The following is a 20,388-nucleotide window of genomic DNA, read 5'->3' as shown; positions in this document are numbered from 1 at the left end:
AGCTCAGATGCCGGGAGCGCCGGCGCAGATCCAGTCGTTGATCTTCTTGAGGCTCGCCTCCGGCAGGCTCGCGTCCGGGGGCGGGGGCATGCGCTTGCCGTCCGCGCAGAGGTCGACGTTGCGCAGCTTGTTGATGAGGTAGCTCTCGCTCGGCTTGCCCGGCACGACGAGCACCCGGCTGGCGCAGGTCGTGCTGTTGCGGTCGACGAGCCTGCCATGGGACCCGTTCCCGCGGAGATCGAGGCCGCCGGACGGCGGGCCGGCGTTGCCGTGGCACCCCGCGCAGGTCGCGGTCAGGATCGCCTGCACGTCGGCGAAGGCCGCGGTGTCCGCGCCGCACGCCGGATCGCCGGGGGCGGAGCCACCCTCGCCGGTGGAGCCACCCTCGCCGGTGGAGCCGCCCTCGCCGGTGGAGCCGCCCTCGCCGGTGGAGCCGCCCTCGCCGGTGGAGCCGCCCTCGCCGGTGGAGCCGCCCTCGCCGGTGGAGCCGCCCTCGCCGGTGGAGCCGCCCTCGCCGGTGGAGCCGCCCTCGCCGGTGGAGGCGCTGCTGGTCGAGCTCGTCGTGCCGCCGCCCTCGCCGCCGGGGTCGTCATCGGAGCAGGCAGCCGCCGATAGCCCGACGGTCAAGCAGAGGGCCAGTTGAAGTGTAGTTTTGTGAAAAAGCATGGAAGACCTCATCCGTCGCTGGACTTGCGCGGCGCTCGCCGCGCCATGGACGCGCCGGTAGCCTAGAGGGCCCTGTGGGTGTTCACAACGCATTTCGCGAGAAAGGCGGATGTCCACGCCTCGCGAAATGGCAGCACTGCAATGCAATGGCAGCGCTGTACTGCGCTGTTCGTCGCGCGCTATCCCGCGAGCGCCTTCGAGGAGAGGAGCTCTCCCGGATCGCGCTCTGCCATGTCCTCGAAACGCGGGAGATCGGCGAGCCGATGCGCCGTCGTGGCGCAGGTCTCGGGGTCGCGGTCGAACGCGATCGCGCGGCTGAGGCCCTGCTTCGACACGCCCCTGAGCAGCGCGGGCGAGTGCGTCGTCGCCACGATCTGGCAGACGGAGGGCCGCGCCGCCCCCTCCAGGAGCTGCGCGAGCAGGCCGGCGCGATCGGGGTGCATGCCGGCGTCGGGGTCCTCCACGAGGAGGAGCGAGCCCTCCGGCGCGGTGAGCACGCCGGCGATCTTGCCGAGCACGCGCAGCGCGCCGTCCGGGAGGCTCGGCGCCGGGACGCGGGTGCCGTCCTTCTCGACGAGCACCATCATCACGTCGCCGAGGCCCGTCTCCGCAAATTCGATATCGCCGATCTCGGGCGCGAAGATCGAGCTCACCCAGCCGAGCACGTCGGCCTTGTGATCCGCCTCCTGGCAGAGCCAGCGGAGCACGGCGGAGAGGTTCTGCCCCCCGGCGCCGAGGTTCTCGATCTCGTGCGGCACGTAACCCCGCATCCGCGAAGGATCGATGTCGAGCGACAGCGTGCTCCGCATCGCGACCTGGAGCGCGTTGCAGAGCGCGATGACGTCCGAGAGGCTCACGTCGTCGCCGCGCCCGCGGTGGTGCTCGATCTGGCCGAGCAGGCTGCGCCGCCCGGGGTTGCGATCCATCGAGGCGAGCCTCATCGAGCGGCCCTTCTTCGACGCCGCCTTCATCGCGCCGCCCGTGGAGAACCCCTCGAGGCCCCTCAGCGCCGACGCGGGCGTGTCGAAGAGCAGACCCCCCGCCGACTTCGCCTCGAGCGACTCGTGCTCGACGATCACGTCAGGCTCGACCTGACACGTGAGCTTGTGTGTGAGCTCCTCCTTCCCTATCGTCCATCGGCTCTCGATGGTGAACGATTTGGCGCCCCTGTACGTGGCCCCCTGCGTGCCGCCGCGCAGGCCCGGCCAGACCTCGCGCCTGCCGTCGACGCGGCCGCGGAAGATGTCGCACAAGGGGAGATCCAGCCCTACGCCTTGCAAGAAGCGCAGGGCGTCGAGGAAGTTGCTCTTGCCCGAGCCGTTGGCCCCGAGCAGCAGCGTGAAGGGGGACAGCTCCACCGTTTGATCGGCGAAACTCTTGAAGTTCTTGAGTCGAATGGATGTCAGCATGCCTGGCCGCTCGCAGCTCTCCATGTAGCCAGGCAGTCGGCCGGATGTAAAGCGCCGGCCGACCGATCAACGAAAGTCGATGAGCTCGATGTCGAACACGAGCATGCCGGAGGGCGCGCCGGGGCGGGTCGGCTTCTCGCCGTACGCGAGCTCGGCCGGGATCCAGAAGCGCGTCTTCTCGCCTTTCACCATCAGCTGTACGCCCTCGGTCCACCCCTTGATCACGCCGCCCAGCGGGAAGGTGACCGGCTCCTCGCGGACGATGGAGCTGTCGAACATCTTCCCGTCGGTCGTCCAGCCCGTGTAGTGCACGGTGACGCGGCTCGTCGGCTTGGGGTGCTCCGTGCCCGTGCCCTTCTGCTGGACCTGGTACGCGAGCCCGGAGGCGGTCTTCTTCGCGGTCTTCGGCGCCGCCTTCACGTCCTTCGGCACGGGCGGAGGCTGCGGCGCGGGCGAGAAATCGAGCAGCTCGACGTCGAACACGAGCATTCCGGCCGGGGCGCCCGGGCGCGTGGGCCGGTCGCCGTAGGCGAGGCTCCCCGGGATCCAGAGGCGGCGCTTCTCACCCTTGCTCATGAGCTGGAGCGCCTCCGTCCACCCTTTGATCACGCCGCCCACCCCGAAGCTCGCCGGCTCGCCGCGGAGGACGGAGCTGTCGAACATCTTCCCGTCCGTGGTCCACCCCGTGTAGTGGACCTTCACCTTGTCGTCGGGGCCGGGATGCGCCTTGTCCGTGCCCGGCGTCAGCACCTTGAACGCGAGGCCCGAGGCTGTCTTCTGCGCGTCCGCGGGCGGCGCGGCGACGTCCGGCGGCGCGGGCAGGGCGGCGGGCTCAGGGGGCGCCTGCTGCTCGGCGGTGGGCGTCGGCGGCGCGGCAGGCTCGGCCGACGCGGGCGCCGGTGCGTCGGCGATCGCCTGTGGGGCTGGCTTCTGGTCGCAGGCGGCGAGGGGGACGGCAAGCATCGCAACAAGGACGAGGTATCCGCGCTTCATGCGCCGCTTCATAGCTCGTCCGCCGTCGAGGGCTGGTATTTTTGTGAGGTGCGCACCGATTCCGTCGGTCGCGGATCCAGCGTCGCCGCAGGCCGCCCGTGTGCTGCGTTCGAGGGATCTCGACCCGACTGCGCGGACGGTCTAGCGTGTGCCCGCCATGCGGAAACCGATATACTTCTTCGGCGGGGGGCAGGCGGACGGGGACGCACAGCAGAAGGAGCTGCTCGGCGGCAAGGGGGCGGGGCTCGCGGAGATGACCCGCCTCGGCATCCCGGTGCCGCCCGGCTTCACGGTCACCACCGAGGTCTGCAACGCGTATTACGCCGCGGGGAGGGTGCTCCCCGCCGGCGTCGAGGACGAGATCAAGGCGGCGATCGGCCGGCTGGAGTCGCTGCTCGACGCGAGGCTCGGGAGCGTCGAGGCGCCGCTGCTCGTGTCGGTCCGCTCGGGCGCGCGCGCGTCGATGCCGGGAATGATGGATACCATCCTGAACCTCGGCCTGAACGACGAGATCGCGCGGGGGCTCGCGCGGCGCACGGGCAGCGAGCGATTCGCGCTGGACGCCTACCGGCGGTTCATCCTGGCGTATGCCGATATCGTCCTCGGCGTGCCCCGCGACCGCTTCGAGGAGGCGCTCGGCCGCGCGCGCAAGCAGGCCGCCGCGCGGCTCGGCGTCGACGCGACGCGCCTGAACGCCGCCGAGCTCGAGCGCAAGGTGCCCGACTCGCTGCTCGATCCGGAGTCGCTCGCGGCGCTCATCCAGCGGCAGAAGGACATCGTCCTCGGGGCGACGGGGCGGCCGTTCCCCGACGATCCCTACGCGCAGCTCTGGGGCGCGATCCGGGCGGTATTCGATAGCTGGAAGAACCACCGGGCCGAGGTGTACCGCAAGATGCACGATATCCCGGAGGCCTGGGGGACGGCGTGCAACGTCCAGGCCATGGTGTTTGGCAACCTGGGCGATGACTCCGGCACGGGCGTCGCGTTCACGCGCGATCCGTCGACCGGGGAGCGGCGCTTCTACGGCGAGTGGCTCCCCAACGCGCAGGGCGAGGACGTCGTGGCGGGGGTGCGCACGCCGCACCCGCTGTCGAGGTCCGGATCGGGCGGCGCGAACGAAGAGGACGCCTGCTCGCTCGAGGCGATGATGCCCGAGGCGTATGCGGAGCTCGTCGAGGTGCAGGGCAAGCTGGAGCAGCACTTCCGCGACATGCAGGACCTGGAGTTCACGATCCAGCAGAAGAAGCTCTATCTGCTCCAGTGCCGCACCGGAAAGCGCACGGGCCGGGCGGCCGTGCGCATCGCGGTCGAGATGGCCAAGGAGGGCCTGATCAGCGAGCGCGAGGCGATCTTGCGGGTGGACCCGGGCTCGATCGATCAGCTGCTCCATCCGAGCATCGACGGGAGCGCGCCGAAGAAGCTGCTGGCGCGCGGCCTGCCGGCGAGCCCGGGGGCGGCGACGGGGCAGGTGGTGTTCAGCGCGGACGAGGCGGAGCGGCGCGCCGGCCAGGGCAAGGCGGTGATCCTTGTGCGGTCCGAGACGTCGCCGGAGGACATCCACGGCATGAAGGCGGCGCGCGGCATCCTGACGGCCCGCGGCGGCATGACGAGCCACGCGGCCGTCGTGGCGCGGGGGATGGGCAAGAGCTGCGTGGCCGGCTGCTCGGCCGTCAGCGTGAGCCAGGGCCAGATGGCGGTGACGATCTACGACGATCACGGGCACCCGACCGACACGATCACGGTGAAGGCCGGGGACGTGATCACGCTCGACGGCGGCACCGGCACGGTCTACCTCGGGGCGGTGCCGACCGTCCCGGCGGCGCTGAGCGGCGAGTTCGAGGAGCTCATGGTCTGGGCCGACGCGGTCCGGCGCCTGCGCGTGCGGTCGAACGCCGACACGCCCCACGACGCGAGGACGGCGCGCAACTTCGGCGCGGAGGGCATCGGGCTCTGCCGCACCGAGCACATGTTCTTCGACGAGGAGCGCATCCAGGCGGTGCGCGAGATGATCCTCGCGGACGGCGAGGCGGGGCGGCGGCGCGCCCTCGCGAAGCTGCTCCCGTTCCAGCGCAGCGATTTCGTGGGTGTCTTCCGCGAGATGGCCGGTTTGCCCGTGACGATTCGCCTGCTCGATCCGCCCCTGCACGAGTTCTTGCCGCAGGACGAGGCGCAGCTCCAGCAGCTCTCGAGGGCGATGGGCGTCCCGGTGAAGGAGCTCCAGCGCAAGAACGAGGAGCTCGCCGAGTACAACCCGATGCTCGGCCACCGCGGCTGCCGGCTGGCGATCACGTCGCCGGAGATCTACGAGATGCAGGCGCGCGCCATCCTCGAGGCGGCGTGCGAGGTCGCGGCGGCGGGCATCGAGGTCGAGCCCGAGATCATGATCCCGCTCAGCATGACCCGGCGCGAGCTCGCCATCACGCGCGCGCTCGTCGAGGGGGTCGCGGAGAAAGTGTTCGCCGAGAAGGGCCGGAGGGTCGATGTCCGGTTCGGGACGATGATCGAGCTCCCGCGCGCCGCGATCGTGGCCGGCGAGCTGGCCGAGGAGGCGGAGTTCTTCAGCTTCGGCACGAACGATCTCACGCAGACGGCGCTCGGGATCTCGCGCGACGACGCGGGCCGGTTCCTCGGGGCGTACGTCGAGGCCGGCATCTTCACGAAGGATCCGTTCCAGTCGCTGGACGTGGTCGGCGTCGGGGTGCTCGTGGAGATGGGTCGGGATCGGGGGCGCGCGGCGCGGCCCGGGCTGACGCTCGGTATCTGCGGCGAGCACGGCGGCGATCCGAGCTCGATTGCGTTCTTCGAGCGGGCCGGGCTCGATTACGTGTCTTGCTCGCCGTTCCGCGTCCCCGTCGCCCGCCTCGCGGCCGCGCAGGCGGCGCTCGCGGCCGAGTCCTCGAGGGGTCCGCGCGCGACGGACTGACCATCTCCTTTCCAGGACATACGCCGATCGGGCGGCGCGACATCCGTTCTCACAAGCGTGCTTTGCGCGTTTGCGAGCGTACTTTGGTGTCGCGCCGGTTCTGCTAAGACACGCACCTCGCTGTTCATCGCCGGTGTCCGGCTTGGCGCGCCTGCGCGCCCAAGCTGCTCCGCCGCGCGCTGGCGACTGGAGGTCTCATGCGTCATCTCGGCGTCTCCTCTGCGCTCCTCGCTGTTCTGGGGGCCGCGGCCTCGGGTGCGTTCGTCGCGGTCGGCTGCCATGCTTCGGGTTCGCGCGACGATCCCGGCGCGGGCGTCGCGGCCGCCGGCGGCGGAGGAGGTGGAGGAGGTGGAGGAGGAGGCGACGGCGGCGCCGCCGCCGGCGACAGCGGGGGCGCCTCTCCGGAGCCCGGCTTCGGCGGGACGATCTCCTCCGGCGAGGACGCCGGGGTCGTCGATGGAGCCGTGAACCCGTGCGGGACCGAGTGCGGACCGGAGGAGCTCTGCGATCTCAACCACCTCGGCCTCGACGATGACTGCGACGGTCAGGTCGACGAGACGTGCTCCTGCGTCGCGGGGCAAGCGCACGCGTGCTTCATGGGCGATCCGTCGTACCGCGCCGTGGAGGGGTGCTTCTCGGGGACCGAGCTGTGCAACGAGGTCGGCGTGTGGGGGCCGTGCATCGGCGGCCGCCACGCGACCGAGGCCTGCTTCAACGAGAGCCCCGCGGGCTGCCACGCGCTGCAGGCGCCGCCGTTCGCCGACGTGGACCTGAAGGAGGGGACAGGCACGTTCAGCGTGGACGCGGAGCCCGGCTCGGAGACGTGGTCCGTCGTTTGCCCGGCGGGCATCGAGCCGTGTCCCGCGGTGTCTGGAGCGGACCCGGCGGATGATTACAAACCGCTCCAGTCGGGGGAGTACAAGGTCGTTTACACGAAGCGCCTCGCGGACGGCACGACCGGCTCCTGCGAGTATGCCCTTTACGTCGGCGCGCCCGGCCTGCGGGTCGAGCTCGAGTGGGAGCACGACCTCGGCGGCGACGGGGTGGATCTCGATCTGCACCTGCACCAGCCGAACGATACGCAGCCGTGGAGGGTCGGGGGCTCGCCGAGCGATTGCGGCTACAACAACTGCACGGTGCAGATGCTGGAGTCGGATCCGGAGATCCGCTGGTTCAGCGACACGGCGTCGCCGCCGGAGCCGGTGAGCTGGTTCCTGGACCCGGTGGAGGCCAGGAACACCTGCTATTCCGCCCCTCGCGACGCCGGGGAGGCGTGGCGCACCCTCGGCCGGGGGTGCCACAACCCGCGGCTCGATATCGACAACATCACGTGCGATCCCGGCGTCACGGACCCGAACAGCGACGACTTCTGCGCGCCCGAGAACATCAACGTCGATTTCCCGCCGCTCGGGCAGTGGATGCGGATCGGCGTCCATTATTACTCGAGCCACGGCCGGGATTACGCGGTTCACCCGCGGGTCAAGATCTTCTGCCACGGCGCCCTCGGGGCAGATCTCGGCCCGACGGGGTTCTACGACCCGGAGGCGCCGGTCACGTTCTCGTCGAGCGACGGGAGCGTCCGGTACTGGCTCGTCGCCGACGTGGCGTTCGTCGACGGGGGCGAGTGCGGGGAGGACACCTGCGTGGTGAGGCCGCTGTACGAGGACGAGGCGGTGAAGATCCCGCTGCTCACGACGCGGTCGTTCGTGGAGTCGAGCGTCGGTCCGGCGTACCCGCCCCCGCCCTGAGCGCCGGGCCCCGGCGCGGGGCGGCGGGCGCGCTCGGAGGGGGCGCCGGCGGGCCGGCGCGGGGCGCCGGCAGCGCGGCGCGCGGGCGCTTTACAGGGAAGGCGGGGCGGTGCACGCTACCGGCATGGGCATCTTCGACCGGATGGGAAAGGTCATCTCGAGCAACGTCAACGCGCTCCTCGACAAGGCGGAAGATCCGAAAAAGTCGCTGGATCTCATCGTCGAGGAGATGAAGGACCAGGTCCGCGCGGCGCGGAAGGAGCTGGTCGACGCGGTAGCGGCCGAGAAGGTGCTGCGCAAGAAGGTCGACGAGCTCGACGCCGAGGCGGAGAAGTGGGAGAAGCGCGCCGAGCTCGCGCTGAAGGCGGACGACGAGAAGCTCGCGCGCGAGGCGCTCGTCCAGAAGAAGCGGGTCGTGGGCGAGCGCGACCGGGCCGAGGCGATGCGCGCGGAGCAGCGCTCCGCGGTCATCTCGATGAAGACCGAGCTCGAGCGCATGGAGGCGAAGCAGGAGGAGTTCCAGGCGCGGAAGGGCACGCTCGCGGCGCAGATCCAGCAGAGCCGCGCCGGCGGCGGCGCCGAGGGGCTCGGGTCGCGGAGCGGCCAGAGCGCCTTCTCCGAGTTCCGGCGCATGGAGGAGCAGGTCGAGGGGCAGGTGGCGCAGGTCGCGGCGTCGCGCGAGGTGGAGGAGGCGATCTCCGGCGGCGGACTGTCGGCGGCCGAGCTGGAGGCGAAGTTCGCCCAGCTCGAGCACGGCCGCGGCAGCGCAAGCAGCGCCGGCGGCGCGGACAGGCCCGGCGGCGCGGCGGTCGATGATGAGCTCGCCGCGCTGAAGAAGAAGATCCGGATCGGGTCCTGAGCGGCTGAGGGGAGAGCCGGGGGGCGGCGACGGCGCGGGCGTGGGCGGCTATGCCGAGGGCGGCGGCGGCGCGGGCGTGGGCGGCAGCCCTGCCGAGGGCGGCGGCGGCGCGGGCGGCAGCGGCCTCGGCACGGTGGAGCTCGCGATTGCAGCGGACGAATACGCGACGGCGGGCTGCGCGACGTTCGTCGCCGGGGCCTGGGGCGTGGGGGAAACCGACTTCATCGACGGCGAGCCCACGAACGGCGAGTGCGCCCTGGTGCCCGTGATGGCGGACGGGGAGCCCTCCTGGATCTCGTCGCGCGAGTTCGAGGGCGACATCCATTTCGAGAGGCTGGAGCACAGCTTCTCGACCGCCGCGGCGTCGATATACGAGACGAGCTACTCGCTCGTCCTCCTCAACTTCACCTTCGAGGAGATCTTCTCCGGCAGCCTCACCGTGACGCACCTGACGGGCGATACCGTCACCCTCTCCATCGAGTAGAGCGCGTCCTCCGAGGAACGGGCGGCGGGAGCGGTGAGCGACGAGGTGTCCCCGTGCTCACCGCGACCGTCGAGAGCCGCGAGGGCTACGGACGATGCTACTCGTACGCCCACAGGACGAGGAACTTGGTCGTGTTGCTCCCCGGATCGAACGCGTTCCCCTCGTGGATGCTCGCCGTGAAATTGATCGCTCGGTTGTTGTCGATCAGCGACGCACTGTGCCCGATAGCGCCATTGTGGCCATCGATCTGGACGGAGACCGTGCCGGGGATGATTTTTCTCCCATCTCCGAGCCGCTTGTAGCAGCCCCGCGTACCGGGCCAGACGCTGTTGCAGGTCACCGGCACGACAGCGATGCTGAACTCCTGCTCCGCCTCTCCCACGGGCTCATCGCCCTCCTGCGCGAACTCTCCCAGGGCCTCATCGCCCTCCTGCGCGATGCAGCCAGTGAGCGCCATGGAAGCGGTGAGGGCGAGAGCTCCGCTCGCTCTCATGAGAAGCTGCATGCCTCGCCCCTTCCCGCTCGACCGGGCTACGGTGAGACCGTCCTGGCCTTCGAGGATCATGCCGTTTTTGCTCTTGATGTCGTGTGTCATGTGCTGTCTCCGTTCATGTTGACTGCGTTTTGTGAGTCGCGAAGGCGATGACGAGGGCGATGTGGCTCGAGATGGGTCGTCGCGAGCTCATGGCTTCTGTCCCTTCGAGTTCTGACGAGACGTCCCGCCGCGAGCGGGGGGCGTGGCTGTCGTGCGCCGGGCGTGTACGGATCAGGGGACGGAGCGGCCGACCGCCTCGGCCGTCGCCCACATCTGCGCGACGCCCTCGGCCCCGTTGTAGAGCCCGTCGATGAGCTGCCGCCCACCCGGGAGCGCCTCGACGTGCTTGAGGAAATCCGGGAAGAGCCCGATGTGGGCGACCCCCTCCTCGTTGTAATCCCACGAGCGGCTCCCCATCCGGGCCCTGGGGAAGCTTGCGTAGTCGACGCACGCGTCCGCGGCCGGATCGACACATCGGTAGACGATCTCCATGGCCTGCGTGCAGAACGTGCGCGTCGCGGCCCGGACACCGGCTCGGCTGTATTCGGCGGGAGTCGGAGCCTTGTAAGAGCAGGACGGCCTGCCGTCGCAAGCCTGGCCGACGAGGCCCGTGAGGTTGCCGCTGGTCTGGATGTCGAGGCAGCCGAGCCGCGCGGAGCGCACGTCGATCTCGCGGCCTGTGCACCGGAGCTGGGCGGGCGGGTGCCCCCAGGCGTCGCCAGGCACCATCACCACCTGGTTCCGGGGCGCCTGGCACTCGGGAGAGCGCGGCATGACGACCATCCCGTTGATGTCCGAGCCGAGGGTGATCTGGAGCCGCTTGCCGCCCGACGTGATTGCCGCCACGGCGGCAGCATCCCGCAGGAAGCTCCGTGCGCTGGAGCCGCCGAAGCCGACGCCGGCGAGCCCGCCGCGCGCGGCGATCTCCGTGTACTGGGCGTCCGTGCGGCCGTTCTCGTTGCCGCTCGAGCCGCGGAGCCCGTTGTGACCCGAGACGAGCGGATACGCGCCGCCGGGCGTCGATCGGGTGAACGCCAGCACGTCGCCCACCATCCTCTGGGACATGTGATCGATGTCGATGATCATCCCGAGCTTCATCATCTCGTTGATGGCGACGCGGCCCAGGGGCAAGAGCCCCAGCCGGTTCTTGTGACCTTCACTCTCGCGGAGCTGCGCAAGCCGACGCGGAGGGTGCGCAGCGTGACGAGGAAAGCCGCGCAGGCGGTGGTCAGGAGCAGCATCAAGAACAGCGAGGCCATTGCCCAGAAATTGTCGCGGCCGCCGTTCAGCACGCGGTCGACCACGAGGAGCACGACCGCGGAGAGCACAGCTGGGCGAGGCCCTCGAGGTGCGCGGCGTCGAGGTCGTCGCCTGCGCGTCGGTGGCCGAGGCGTATCGCGCGCTCGCGGACGGGGCGTTTCAAGGGATCATCGCCGACGTGACGCTCCCCGACGGGAGCGCCGTCGACGTCGTGGAGCGGGCAATGGCCTGTGCTGTCGCGCCGGCCATCGTGGCCATCAGCGGATCGGCGAGCCCGGCGGTATCGTTCCGCCATCGCCCAGATGGGCGTGCGCTCGTTCCTGGCCAAGCCGCTGCGCCTCGAGGAGCTGGATCGCGCGATCGACGACGCGCTGGCCCGCCCGCCCGATCTCCGCCCGCAGGTGCGCGCAGCCGTGGGGCAGACATCGATCCAGGAGGTCGAGGAGCAGGTCCGCACCATCATGGTCGACGAGGCGCTCGCGCGCGCCGGAGGGGGCCGGCGGAAGGCGGCGCAGCTCCTGAACATCTCGCGCCAGCTGCTCCAGCACATCCTCCGGCGGCGGTCGTAGGAGGAGACTCGCGCTCGGTGAAGTCCTGTGACCCGGGCGTCCTTCCCAGGTGGGTACAGGGATCCATCACGACGTGATCGGCGTCCCGCGGATGAGATAGGTCGCTGACGGCGGCTCAGTTCGCTGAGGAGACCCGCGCCACGAAAGGAGACCCGCGCCACGAAAATACGGCGATGTCCGACGCGTGCTTGTGCTACAGCGCGAAAGCGCCGCACGAGAACGCCGGACGGAGCGGCGCAAAAAAGACGCAATCCACGCTTCAGCTCGACGCTCGGCCTCGGCTCACGCAAGTTCACGCAGATTCGAGAGGGACATCAGGCGATGACTCGAACACGAACCACGACCGGCGAAGTCGCACGTTCGGTGACGTGGGGCCTCGTCGCGACGACCCTGCTCGGGGCCCTCATCCTGGTGGGCTCCCGCAACCTCGCCCACTTCGATGCGGCGCTCGTGGCCTACACATTCTCGATCCTCTTCGCGACCTTCGGCCTCACGTACCGCTACGCGATGTGGCTATCGCGTCCACCGACCGCGCTCTACTGGCGGCGCGGCTGGCAAGCGTTCCTCCGGCGCGGCTTCCGGCTCCGCAACGCCCGCTTCTGGCTGTCGCGCTTCAGCCTGGACGTCCTCCTGAACCGCTTCATCGTGCGGCGCGGAGGGCTGCGTGGCTTGACGCACCTGCTCATCATGTGGGGCTGCACCCTCGCCGTGGCGATCACGTTTCCGCTCGTCTTCGGCTGGCTCCACTTTCGCCCGGTGCCCTCCGATCCAGCGCTCTACGAAGCGGTGGTCTTCGGATTTCCTGCGTTCCAGTTCCCCCACGACTCGGCGCTGGGGTTCTTCCTGTTTCACGGCCTCGTGTGGGCGTCGTTCCTCGTGATCGCGGGGGTCATGCTGGCCATGCGGCGCCGGATGCGGGAAGAGGGCGCGGGCGCGCTGCAGCGGTTCGCCGAGGATCTCATGCCGCTCCTCCTGCTGTTCGCCGTGAGCGTCACGGGGCTCATGCTGACGGCGAGCTATACGTGGATGAAGGGGTACGGGTTCACGTTCATCTCCATCCTGCACGCCGTCACCGTGATCATGACGTTCGTCTGGCTGCCGTTCGGCAAGTTCTTCCACATCTTCCAGCGCCCCGCCCAGCTGGGCGTCGGCTTCTACAAGGACATGGGGCGCGCCGAGGAGAAGGCGCACTGCCGGCGCTGTGGACACGCCTTCACCTCGCGGATGCACGTGCTCGACCTGATCCAGGTGGAGCGAGAGCTGGGATACCGCTACGAGATCCCTGGCAGCGAGGCCGAGCACTACCAATGGATCTGCCCGCCCTGCCGGCGCGCGTCGTTCGCGCTGGCGCAGGGGTTGTCGTGGCATGGCCGCCGCGGCGGCGCGCCGCTGCCGGGCGAGGGGCCTCTCCCCATGCCGGTGTATGCCAATCCTGGGCTCGGCGAAGGCCCCCTGGACACGGAAGACGCGGAGAATTTTCACCCATGAACGGATCGAAGGACACCTCCGGAAATGCTGCGGCGCGGCCCGCCTTGCCGACGCCGGAGCTGGATCTCGGCGTGATCCGCGAGTTCGGGCCTCACCGGGCCTACGCGAGCGACCTCCGCGTCGACAGCGGCGTCGAGCCCGACAAGCTCGTGAAGACGCATTGCTGCTTTTGCGGTCAGCAGTGCGGAATGCAGCTCAAGGTCAAGGACAACACGATCGTCGGGATCGAGCCGTGGTACGAGTTCCCCTTCAACCGCGGCATGCTCTGCCCGAAGGGGGTCAAGCGCTACCTGCAACAGGCGCACCCCGATCGCCTGCTCTCCGCCTACGAGAAGGACCCGGCGGCGCCTTCGGGCTTCCGGAGGCTCGCTTATGAAGACGGGATCCGCCGGGTCGCGGACGCCATCGAGCGTATTCAGCGGGAGCACGGCCGGGACGCGTTCGCCCTCCTGTCGGGCGCCAGCCTGACGACCGAAAAGACGTACTTGATGGGCAAGTTCGCCCACATGTGCCTGCGGACGGCCAACATCGACTACAACGGTCGGCTGTGCATGGTCAGCGCGGGGGCGGGCAACAAGAAGGCGTTCGGCGTCGACCGCGCGGCCAACCCGTGGAGCGACATCCTGGGCAGCGAGGTGATCCTCGTCGCCGGCGCCAACGTGGCAGAGTGCGCGCCGATCACCACGGACTACCTCTGGCAGGCGCGCGAGCACGGGGCGAAGATCATCGTCGTCGATCCGCGCATCACGCCGATCGCCCGGACGTGCGACCTGTTCCTCCCCGTCAAGCCGGGGCGCGACGCCGCCCTCTTCAACGGCATCTTGCAGCTGATGATCGAGAACGACTGGCTCGATCACGACTTCATCCAGCAGCACACCGTGGGCTTCGACGCGGTGGCCGAGCTGGTGCGCGAATGGACGCCGCGGAGGACCGCGGAGGTCACCGGGATCGCGGAGAAGACGATCCGGCAGGCCGCCGAGTGGTGGGGCACGGCGAAGACGAGCTTCTTGCTGCACGCCCGCGGGATCGAGCACCACAGCCACGGCGTGCAGAACGTCCTCAGCACGATCAACATCGTCCTTGCCTCGGGGCGCATCGGGCGGCCGAGCTCTGGCTACGCCACCATCACGGGTCAGGCCAACGGGCAGGGCGGCCGCGAGCACGGGCAGAAGTGCGATCAGCTGCCGGGCGGCCGCGATCTCGGGAATCCCGAGCATCGGGCGTACGTGGCGAGCGTCTGGGGCATGAGCCCCGACGACCTCCCGCGGCCCGGCGTCGATGCGTACGAGATCATGCGCAAAGCCCACGCCGGAGAGATCCGCGGCCTGCTCTCCATCTGCTTCAACCCGGTCGTGTCGCTCCCGGACAACAACTTCGTCCGCGCAGCGCTCGAGAAGCTCGATTTCTTCGTCGCGATCGACTTCTTCATGAGCGAGACGGCGCGCTACGCGGACATCGTGCTGCCGGGGTCGCTCCAGGAGGAGGACGAAGGGACGGTGACGCAGGTGGAGGGGCGCATCGTTCGCATCAACAAGGCGGTCGATTGTCCCGGGGAGGCGCGGCAGGACTGGCGGATCATCCAGGACATCGCGAAGGCCCTCGGCCGGGAGCGCGGGCTCACCTTCGAGAGCCCGCGGGAGATGTTCGATGAGCTCCGGATCGCCTCGAAGGGCGGCGTCTGCGACTACTCTGGCGTGACGTACGAGCGGATCGAGGAGAACTTCGGCGTCTTCTGGCCGTGCCGGAGCGAGACGCCGGAGGGAGCGCCCGACCCCGGCCCCCAGGGGACCGTGCGCCTGTTCGAGCCCGGTTCGTGGAACCCCGTGGCCAAGGGGAGCGGTCCGTTCTACTTCCCCGACGGGAAGGCTCGCTTCAACCCCACGCCCTACGTCGGGCCCGCCGAGGACGTCGACGACGCGTACCCGGTCATCCTCACGACCGGGCGGGTCGTCAGCCAGTTCCTGTCCGGCAACCAGACGCGCCGCATCGGTCCGCTCGTCGATCATTGCCCGGAGCCGCGCGTCGAGATCCACCCGCGGCTCGCCGGGCAGCTCGGGATCGCCGAAGGGGACTGGACCCAGGTCGAGAGTCGTCGAGGGAGCGTCACGTTGCGCGCGTCCGTCGTCAAGACCATCCGGCCGGACACCGTCTTCGTCCCCTACCACTGGGGCGGCCGGAAGAGCGCCAACCAGCTCACCATCTCCGCTCAGGATCCGATCTCGAAGATCCCCGAATACAAGGTCTGCGCCGTCCGGGTGAGCAAGGCCGACGCTCCTCCGAACCACGCAATGATCCTCGAACCCCAGCAGTGAGCGGAGGCTCCTCGTACGATGCCCGTCCCCGAGACGCACGAATTCTTCGTCGACCCCGGCCGCTGCATTGGCTGTCAGTCATGCATCCAGGCCTGCACCGAGTGCGACACGCACAAGGGGCAATCGATGATCCAGCTCGACTACGTGGATCGAGAGCGCTCGACGCAGACGCTGCCGGTCATCTGCATGCACTGCGACTCGCCCACCTGCGCCGAGGTCTGCCCGGCCGACGCCATCAAGCGCACCGAGGACGGCGTCGTCCAGACGGCGCGAAAGCCGCGCTGCATCGCCTGTAACAACTGCGTGCTCGCGTGTCCGTTCGGTGTCCCGAAGATGAACACCCGGATGAACCTGATGATGAAATGCGACATGTGCTACGACCGCACGTCGGTCGGGCTCAAGCCGATGTGCGCCTCGGTGTGTCCGAGCCAGGCGCTCGCCTTCGGCACGCGCGAGGAGATGGCCAGGCTCCGCCCGCGCGCCAGGCCGGTGAACACGTTCCGCTTCGGGGCGCAGACGATCCGGACCAAGGTGAACGTCATGGTCCCGGCGGATTCGGCGCAGGAGATCATCGACGTCACCGCGGCGATGTACGAGCCCACCATCGGCCATGACGTGCTCGACGACGTGTTCGCGGGCGAAGGGGGAGCATGAGCCAGCCCATGACCGGCGATCGAGGCCCTCTCGAGCCGCGCTCGGTGCCGCCGGACCGGGCCCCGGACACCCAGCAACCGCGCTGGCGGCGCGACTTCCCGATCGACTGGGCGGAGGACGACTATGTCTCGCGCCGCGATCTGATCAAATACGTCGTGTTGACGAGCGGCGCCTTCGCCGTGGGGCAGCTCTGGCTCGTGTACAAGAGCCTGTTCGGCCGGCGCGAGGCGAGGGCGCCGGCGCTCCCGGTGGCCTCCGTCGGCGAGCTCCCCGTGGGGGGGGCCAAGACATTCACCTATCCCGAGGGCAGCACGCCGCGGCTCCTGGTGAAGACGGGGCCGCGCGCCTTCGTGGCCTACGATCAGCAGTGCACGCACCTCCAGTGCCCGGTCATCCCCGCGGTCGCGCAAGGCAAGCTCCACTGCCCCTGCCATAACGGCTGGTTCGACCTGCACACAGGGGCTCCACTCGCCGGTCCGCCGCAGCGACGGCTCCCCCGCGTGCTGCTCGAGGTGCGCGACGAGACCGTCTATGCGACCGGCGTCGAGGACTCGGCGACATGAAGCCGAGGAGCCGCATCGCCCGCGCCCAGCGCATGACGATCATCAACGGAATGCTCGTCTTCGTGATCTTGATCGTCGTGCTCCAGCTCTGGCTCCTCACGGCGACGGTGAACGCGACCCTGGGCGGCGACACGACGGTCGCGCTCCCCGCGGCGCTCGTGAGCCTTTTGTGCCTGGGTCTCAACATAGGACTCCTCCGGTACCTGGTCCGGTTCGAATAGATGGACGGCTCAGGCATGACGACGCTGACCCGCCGGATCGCGCGCGGTGTCGAGGACCTGTATCCCGGCTATTTCGCGCTCGTCATGGCGACAGGCATCGTCTCGATCGCGTGCGAGCTCGTCGGTCTGTCATGGACCGCCCGCGCCCTGCTCCTGGTCAACATCGCGATCTACGCGCTCCTGAGCCTGCTCCTGCTCATGCGCCTCGCCGTCTACCCCGGGCGCGTGCTGGGCGACCTCCGCGATCACGGCCGCGGTCCTGGGTTCTTCACGCTCGTCGCCGGGACCTGCGTGCTCGGAACGGAGCTCCTCGTCGTCGGCGGTGAGCCCTCCGCCGCGCGCGTGCTCTGGTTCGCGGGCATCGCGCTGTGGGGGGTCGTCATGTACAGCTTCCTCACCGCGGTCATCGTGCGCGAGCAGAAACCCTCGCTCGAAGAGGGCATCAACGGCGCCTGGCTCATCGCGATCGTCGCCACGCAGGGGGTCTCCGTCCTCGGCTCGCTCCTCGCTCCCGGCATGACGGCGCCCGCCCCGGTGCTGTTCTTCGCGCTGTGCATGTTCCTGCTCGGCGCCCTGCTCTACCTCACGATCATCACGCTGATCTTCTACCGCTTCACCTTCCTCCCGATGACGATGGAACGGTTGACGCCGCCCTACTGGATCAACATGGGGGCGGTGGCCATCACGACCCTCGCGGGGTCGACGCTGCTGCTCGCTCGGGAGGCGTCGCCGCTGATCGCGAGGATCGAGGCGTTCCTGACAGGCTTCACGCTCTTCTTCTGGGTCGCCGCGACCTGGTGGATCCCGCTCCTGGTCATCCTGGGGATCTGGCGCCACGCCGTCCGCCGGTTTCCCTTCCGTTACGATCCCCAGTACTGGGGGATGGTGTTCCCGCTGGGGATGTACACCGTCTGTACGATTCGATTGGCGCGAGCCGTCGATCTGGATTTCTTGCTGATCATCCCCCGCTACTCGAGCTACGTGGCGCTCCTGTCGTGGATCGTTGTCTTCGTCGCGATGATCCTCTCGCTGCTGGCCTCGGCTAAGGCGCAGGCCCGAGCGCCATCCGCCTGAGGACCGCAGGCGCGGGTCGCGCTGTCACGCGGGCGGCGCAGGCCGGCCGAGGACGGCGGGAGCCCGCTCCTACTTCGGGCTCGCCCTGCCGATCGCGATGACGTTCTGCGCCGCCGGCTTGCCGCCCTCGTGCGCGGACCCGCCGACGCGCGGGTGCGCCCTGAGGAGCGTCACCGTCAGCGTGATGCCCCAGCCGTCGTTCGTCTTGAGCTCCGCGTGCCCGTGGCTGTCCTCCACGGCCAGGATGAGCCGGCCGAGCGGCTCGAGCCCGGCCGGCGCGGCGCCGGGCGCCGTGAGCACGCGCTGGAGCGCCGACTCCGGCAGCCCCAGGCCGAAGCCGACGTCCAGGATCGACAGCTGCACGCCCTGCGGCGCCTCGCGCACCGACACCACCGGGCCGTGCCCAGGGAGCCCGCGGCCCGCGACGTCGGTCAGGAACGCCTCGAGCACCTGCCCGAGCTCGCCGCGGTGACCGAGAGCGTGCGTCGCGCCGCGGATCGGCTCGAGCCGCACCGCCCGGCCCGTGGCGCGGGCGGCGCTCGCGACGGCGTCGGCCACGACGTCGCCGAGCTGGAAGGCGCAGAGCGGATCGGTCGCGTCGCGCGCCGCGAGCGGCCGCACGTTGCCCGAGCCAGGGGCCGGCTGCTTCACCGGGATCAGCGCGGCGACGTAGCCCGCGATCCACGTGGAGCCGTCGGACTCGCGGCGGAGCGGGCGCACCGAGAGCACATACGGCTCGGGCGCGCTGACGCTGAGCTCGATGCCCTCGTCGCTCGCCATCACGCTGGAGAGCGACACCGCGGCGCTGCCGGCCGACGTGGCGCCGAGGACGTCGCCCAGCGTGAGCGAGCCGGGCGGGAGCGCCGCGCTCGCGCTCTCCGCGGGGACCACGACGTCGCGCGCGCGCAGCCACTTCGCGAACTCCGGCGCGACGAAGCGGACGTCGCCGAAGGCGTCGGCGTACAGGAGCCCGACCGGCGCGCTGCGCAGCATCGACCCGAAGAGCTGGAGGTCGTCGAGCGCGACGCGCGCGCCCTCGACCAGATCGTCCTCCGGCGCACGGCCGGCGCGCTCGTCGCCCGCGCCGCCCGCGTCGGCCTCCGCGGTGCGCGCGAGGCGCTTCCGGCGCAGGAGCAGCGCGAGCTCGCGGCCGACGTGCTCGGCCCGCTCCGGCTCGCGCGAGAACGTCTGCTCCGCGACCGGGCCGCAGAAGAACACGTAGCCCTCGATCTCGCCGAACGCGATGAGCGGGACCACGACCGCCGGCATGTCCTGCTTCGTCAGGAAGCGGCGCGCCAGGCGGATCGCCGGCACGCCCTGCTCGCTGCTGTACGGCGGGCGGCGGACGTCGTGGCGGCGCTCCGCGACGAGGCTCTCGCCGCCGCGAGGGTCGCTCCGATCGTTCCAGAACCTGAGGTGCCAGCTGCCCGCGGGCAGCTCCGCGATGAGCACGAGATCGGCCGGGTGCGCCTGCTCGGCGAGGCGCGCCACGCGCGGCCAGAACTCCTCGTCCCGCAGCGTGTGGACCCCCTGCATGCGGAACAGCGCGGCGCGCTGGATGAGCTCCGCGGCGCGATCGACCGAGCGCTGGACGGCGAGCCCGCGGAGGATCATCACGCCCGCGAACGCGACGGCGAGGCCGAACAGGGTGCTCGGCAGCGGGAAGAGGCTCGCCTCCGCCCGCGCGGCGAGCACGCTCTGGCCCGCGGCGAGCGCGAACGTGGCGAGGAACAGCGCGGTCGTCGCGACAAGGCTCCCGTGGCGGCGGCGCGCGAGCCACACGAGCCCGCCGGCGAGCAGGACGAAGAGCGCCGGCGCCCAGATCGGGGCCGAGGCGCGCCGGCCGCCGTCGAGCAGCCCGCCGAGGACCGCGGCGATGCCCTTCGCCGGCGGCAGCGCCGACGTCGCGACCGCCTGGGGCGCGACGCCCCCCGCGCCGACCCCGACGACCGCGACGCGGCCCTCGAGCGCGGCCGCCGGGACCTGGCCGTCCGCGAGATCGCGCAGGCTGACCGCCGGGACGCTCTGCGGCGCCTTCTTGAGCACCCAGGGCGCCGCCGAGACGCCGAGCGCGCCGAGCTCCGCCGCGCGCTCCTCGGCGGCCAGCGGGAAGAAGCCGACGACCTCGCCCGCGCTCAGGCGCAAGAGCCCCGGCGGCATCCGGACGACGGGCGCCGCCCCCGCGGCGCGGCCCGCGGCGTCGCCGCCGCAGAACGCGTCCGCCGGGGGGACCAGCAGCGCCCCGCGCGCGCGCCCGCGCTCGAGCAGCCCGGGGAGCGATCGCGCGCAGAGCCCGTCGCGCAGCGCCTCGGGCGAGGCCGTGACGAGCAGCACCTGCGCGGAGGGCGCGGCGTCGGCGAGCGCGGACGCGGTGAGGCCGCGCGCCACGTAGTCGAACCGATCGAGCGGCGCCACGGCCGCGATCAGCGCGCCCGCGGCGATCGAGAGCACATCGGGCCGGAGCCAGCCGAAGCGCGCCGCGTCCCCCTGCGAGGTCATCGGTCGCGGGATGCGAAAGGGCTTGGGGATCCGCGGACGGTAAGTCTTCGCCATAATCGCTGAAGAACGCAGCGCGCCAGGGGGCGCAGGACGCCCGGGCAGCCGGAGCGTCGCATCGTGGTCGCATCGAT

The 20,388-nt window shown here is 70.5% G+C and carries 18 protein-coding genes; 11 read left to right on the top strand and 7 right to left on the bottom strand.

Annotated elements, in window-relative coordinates; all coding sequences use genetic code 11:
* Positions 1 to 3 precede the first annotated feature (3 nt).
* The 3 genes from WMF28_RS37450 to WMF28_RS37440 form a co-directional block, all read right to left on the bottom strand.
* Positions 4 to 627: a PE-PGRS family protein gene (locus tag WMF28_RS37450; protein WP_437598356.1), complete on the bottom strand. Its 624-nt coding sequence runs from the start codon at positions 625 to 627 to the stop codon at positions 4 to 6.
* Positions 628 to 845: 218 nt separating this feature from the next.
* The gene (locus WMF28_RS37445; protein WP_437598354.1) at positions 846 to 2,075 is read right to left on the bottom strand and encodes an AAA family ATPase; all 1,230 of its coding nucleotides are present in this window, start codon (positions 2,073 to 2,075) and stop codon (positions 846 to 848) included.
* A 66-nt stretch (positions 2,076 to 2,141) separates the two neighbouring features.
* The gene (locus tag WMF28_RS37440) at positions 2,142 to 3,068 is read right to left on the bottom strand and encodes an FKBP-type peptidyl-prolyl cis-trans isomerase (RefSeq protein WP_437598352.1); all 927 of its coding nucleotides are present in this window, start codon (positions 3,066 to 3,068) and stop codon (positions 2,142 to 2,144) included.
* A 157-nt stretch (positions 3,069 to 3,225) separates the two neighbouring features.
* Between WMF28_RS37440 and ppdK the strand changes: the two genes are divergently transcribed.
* From ppdK to WMF28_RS37420, 4 genes are all read left to right on the top strand, one after another.
* Entirely contained in the window at positions 3,226 to 5,991 is a 2,766-nt protein-coding gene (ppdK, locus tag WMF28_RS37435) for a pyruvate, phosphate dikinase (protein WP_437598349.1), read from the top strand.
* Between the two features lie 197 nt (positions 5,992 to 6,188).
* Entirely contained in the window at positions 6,189 to 7,739 is a 1,551-nt protein-coding gene (locus tag WMF28_RS37430; protein ID WP_437598348.1) for a hypothetical protein, read from the top strand.
* Positions 7,740 to 7,848: 109 nt separating this feature from the next.
* Entirely contained in the window at positions 7,849 to 8,598 is a 750-nt protein-coding gene (locus WMF28_RS37425) for a PspA/IM30 family protein (protein WP_437598347.1), read from the top strand.
* Positions 8,599 to 8,638: 40 nt separating this feature from the next.
* The gene (locus WMF28_RS37420) at positions 8,639 to 9,082 is read left to right on the top strand and encodes a hypothetical protein (protein ID WP_437598346.1); all 444 of its coding nucleotides are present in this window, start codon (positions 8,639 to 8,641) and stop codon (positions 9,080 to 9,082) included.
* A 97-nt stretch (positions 9,083 to 9,179) separates the two neighbouring features.
* Here WMF28_RS37420 and WMF28_RS37415 read toward each other — a convergent pair whose 3' ends face one another.
* The 3 genes from WMF28_RS37415 to WMF28_RS37405 all read right to left on the bottom strand — a co-directional run bounded on the left by WMF28_RS37415 (position 9,180) and on the right by WMF28_RS37405 (position 10,945).
* Entirely contained in the window at positions 9,180 to 9,677 is a 498-nt protein-coding gene (locus tag WMF28_RS37415; protein WP_437598345.1) for a hypothetical protein, read from the bottom strand.
* Positions 9,678 to 9,848: 171 nt separating this feature from the next.
* Complete coding sequence (locus WMF28_RS37410) at positions 9,849 to 10,748, bottom strand: membrane dipeptidase (protein WP_437598344.1); 900 nt, start codon at positions 10,746 to 10,748, stop codon at positions 9,849 to 9,851.
* On the bottom strand, positions 10,715 to 10,945 hold the full coding sequence (locus WMF28_RS37405) for a hypothetical protein (RefSeq protein ID WP_437598343.1): 231 nt from the start codon (positions 10,943 to 10,945) through the stop codon (positions 10,715 to 10,717). Before WMF28_RS37405 ends, WMF28_RS37410 begins: the two co-directional genes overlap by 34 nt.
* A 234-nt stretch (positions 10,946 to 11,179) precedes the next feature.
* Here WMF28_RS37405 and WMF28_RS37400 point away from each other — a divergent pair, with 234 nt between their 5' ends.
* The 7 genes from WMF28_RS37400 (at position 11,180) to WMF28_RS37370 (ending at position 17,758) form a co-directional block, all read left to right on the top strand.
* Positions 11,180 to 11,446 (top strand): helix-turn-helix domain-containing protein, encoded by a 267-nt coding sequence (locus WMF28_RS37400; RefSeq protein ID WP_437598342.1) that lies wholly within the window; start codon positions 11,180 to 11,182, stop codon positions 11,444 to 11,446.
* A gap of 321 nt (positions 11,447 to 11,767) precedes the next feature.
* Positions 11,768 to 12,934 carry an MFS transporter gene (locus tag WMF28_RS37395; protein WP_437598341.1) on the top strand — a complete coding sequence of 389 codons (1,167 nt, stop codon included), beginning with the start codon at positions 11,768 to 11,770 and terminating at the stop codon, positions 12,932 to 12,934.
* Entirely contained in the window at positions 12,931 to 15,246 is a 2,316-nt protein-coding gene (locus tag WMF28_RS37390; protein ID WP_437598340.1) for a molybdopterin oxidoreductase family protein, read from the top strand. Before WMF28_RS37395 ends, WMF28_RS37390 begins: the two co-directional genes overlap by 4 nt.
* 18 nt (positions 15,247 to 15,264) lie before the next feature.
* On the top strand, positions 15,265 to 15,900 hold the full coding sequence (locus WMF28_RS37385; protein WP_437598339.1) for a 4Fe-4S dicluster domain-containing protein: 636 nt from the start codon (positions 15,265 to 15,267) through the stop codon (positions 15,898 to 15,900).
* An 8-nt stretch (positions 15,901 to 15,908) separates the two neighbouring features.
* Positions 15,909 to 16,463: a Rieske 2Fe-2S domain-containing protein gene (locus tag WMF28_RS37380; RefSeq protein ID WP_437598338.1), complete on the top strand. Its 555-nt coding sequence runs from the start codon at positions 15,909 to 15,911 to the stop codon at positions 16,461 to 16,463.
* The gene (locus WMF28_RS37375) at positions 16,460 to 16,684 is read left to right on the top strand and encodes a DUF6755 family protein (RefSeq protein ID WP_437598337.1); all 225 of its coding nucleotides are present in this window, start codon (positions 16,460 to 16,462) and stop codon (positions 16,682 to 16,684) included. The genes WMF28_RS37380 and WMF28_RS37375 overlap by 4 nt, the downstream gene beginning before the upstream one ends.
* A gap of 15 nt (positions 16,685 to 16,699) precedes the next feature.
* A complete protein-coding gene (locus WMF28_RS37370) occupies positions 16,700 to 17,758 on the top strand; it encodes a tellurite resistance/C4-dicarboxylate transporter family protein (protein WP_437598336.1) in 1,059 nt (352 codons plus the stop codon).
* Between the two features lie 69 nt (positions 17,759 to 17,827).
* Here WMF28_RS37370 and WMF28_RS37365 read toward each other — a convergent pair whose 3' ends face one another.
* Entirely contained in the window at positions 17,828 to 20,257 is a 2,430-nt protein-coding gene (locus tag WMF28_RS37365; protein ID WP_437598335.1) for a hypothetical protein, read from the bottom strand.
* Positions 20,258 to 20,388: the final 131 nt, after the last annotated feature.

Origin of the sequence: Sorangium sp. So ce590 (assembly GCF_051521365.1) — a bacterium.
GTDB lineage: Bacteria > Myxococcota_A > Polyangia > Polyangiales > Polyangiaceae > Sorangium.
This window is presented reverse-complemented; position numbering and strand designations above follow the sequence as displayed.

Excerpts from the sequence above, each read along its gene's own strand:
- WMF28_RS37430 (WP_437598348.1), top strand. The coding sequence starts at position 6,189 with ATGCGTCATCTCGGCGTCTCCTCTGCGCTCCTCGCTGTTCTGGGGGCC.
- WMF28_RS37380 (WP_437598338.1), top strand. The coding sequence starts at position 15,909 with ATGACCGGCGATCGAGGCCCTCTCGAGCCGCGCTCGGTGCCGCCGGAC.
- WMF28_RS37440 (WP_437598352.1), bottom strand. The coding sequence starts at position 3,068 with ATGAAGCGCGGATACCTCGTCCTTGTTGCGATGCTTGCCGTCCCCCTC.
- WMF28_RS37375 (WP_437598337.1), top strand. The coding sequence starts at position 16,460 with ATGAAGCCGAGGAGCCGCATCGCCCGCGCCCAGCGCATGACGATCATC.
- WMF28_RS37395 (WP_437598341.1), top strand. The coding sequence starts at position 11,768 with ATGACTCGAACACGAACCACGACCGGCGAAGTCGCACGTTCGGTGACG.
- WMF28_RS37415 (WP_437598345.1), bottom strand. The coding sequence starts at position 9,677 with ATGACACACGACATCAAGAGCAAAAACGGCATGATCCTCGAAGGCCAG.
- WMF28_RS37365 (WP_437598335.1), bottom strand. The coding sequence starts at position 20,257 with ATGACCTCGCAGGGGGACGCGGCGCGCTTCGGCTGGCTCCGGCCCGAT.
- WMF28_RS37370 (WP_437598336.1), top strand. The coding sequence starts at position 16,700 with ATGACGACGCTGACCCGCCGGATCGCGCGCGGTGTCGAGGACCTGTAT.
- WMF28_RS37445 (WP_437598354.1), bottom strand. The coding sequence starts at position 2,075 with ATGCTGACATCCATTCGACTCAAGAACTTCAAGAGTTTCGCCGATCAA.
- ppdK (WP_437598349.1), top strand. The coding sequence starts at position 3,226 with ATGCGGAAACCGATATACTTCTTCGGCGGGGGGCAGGCGGACGGGGAC.
- WMF28_RS37385 (WP_437598339.1), top strand. The coding sequence starts at position 15,265 with ATGCCCGTCCCCGAGACGCACGAATTCTTCGTCGACCCCGGCCGCTGC.
- WMF28_RS37400 (WP_437598342.1), top strand. The coding sequence starts at position 11,180 with ATGGGCGTGCGCTCGTTCCTGGCCAAGCCGCTGCGCCTCGAGGAGCTG.
- WMF28_RS37390 (WP_437598340.1), top strand. The coding sequence starts at position 12,931 with ATGAACGGATCGAAGGACACCTCCGGAAATGCTGCGGCGCGGCCCGCC.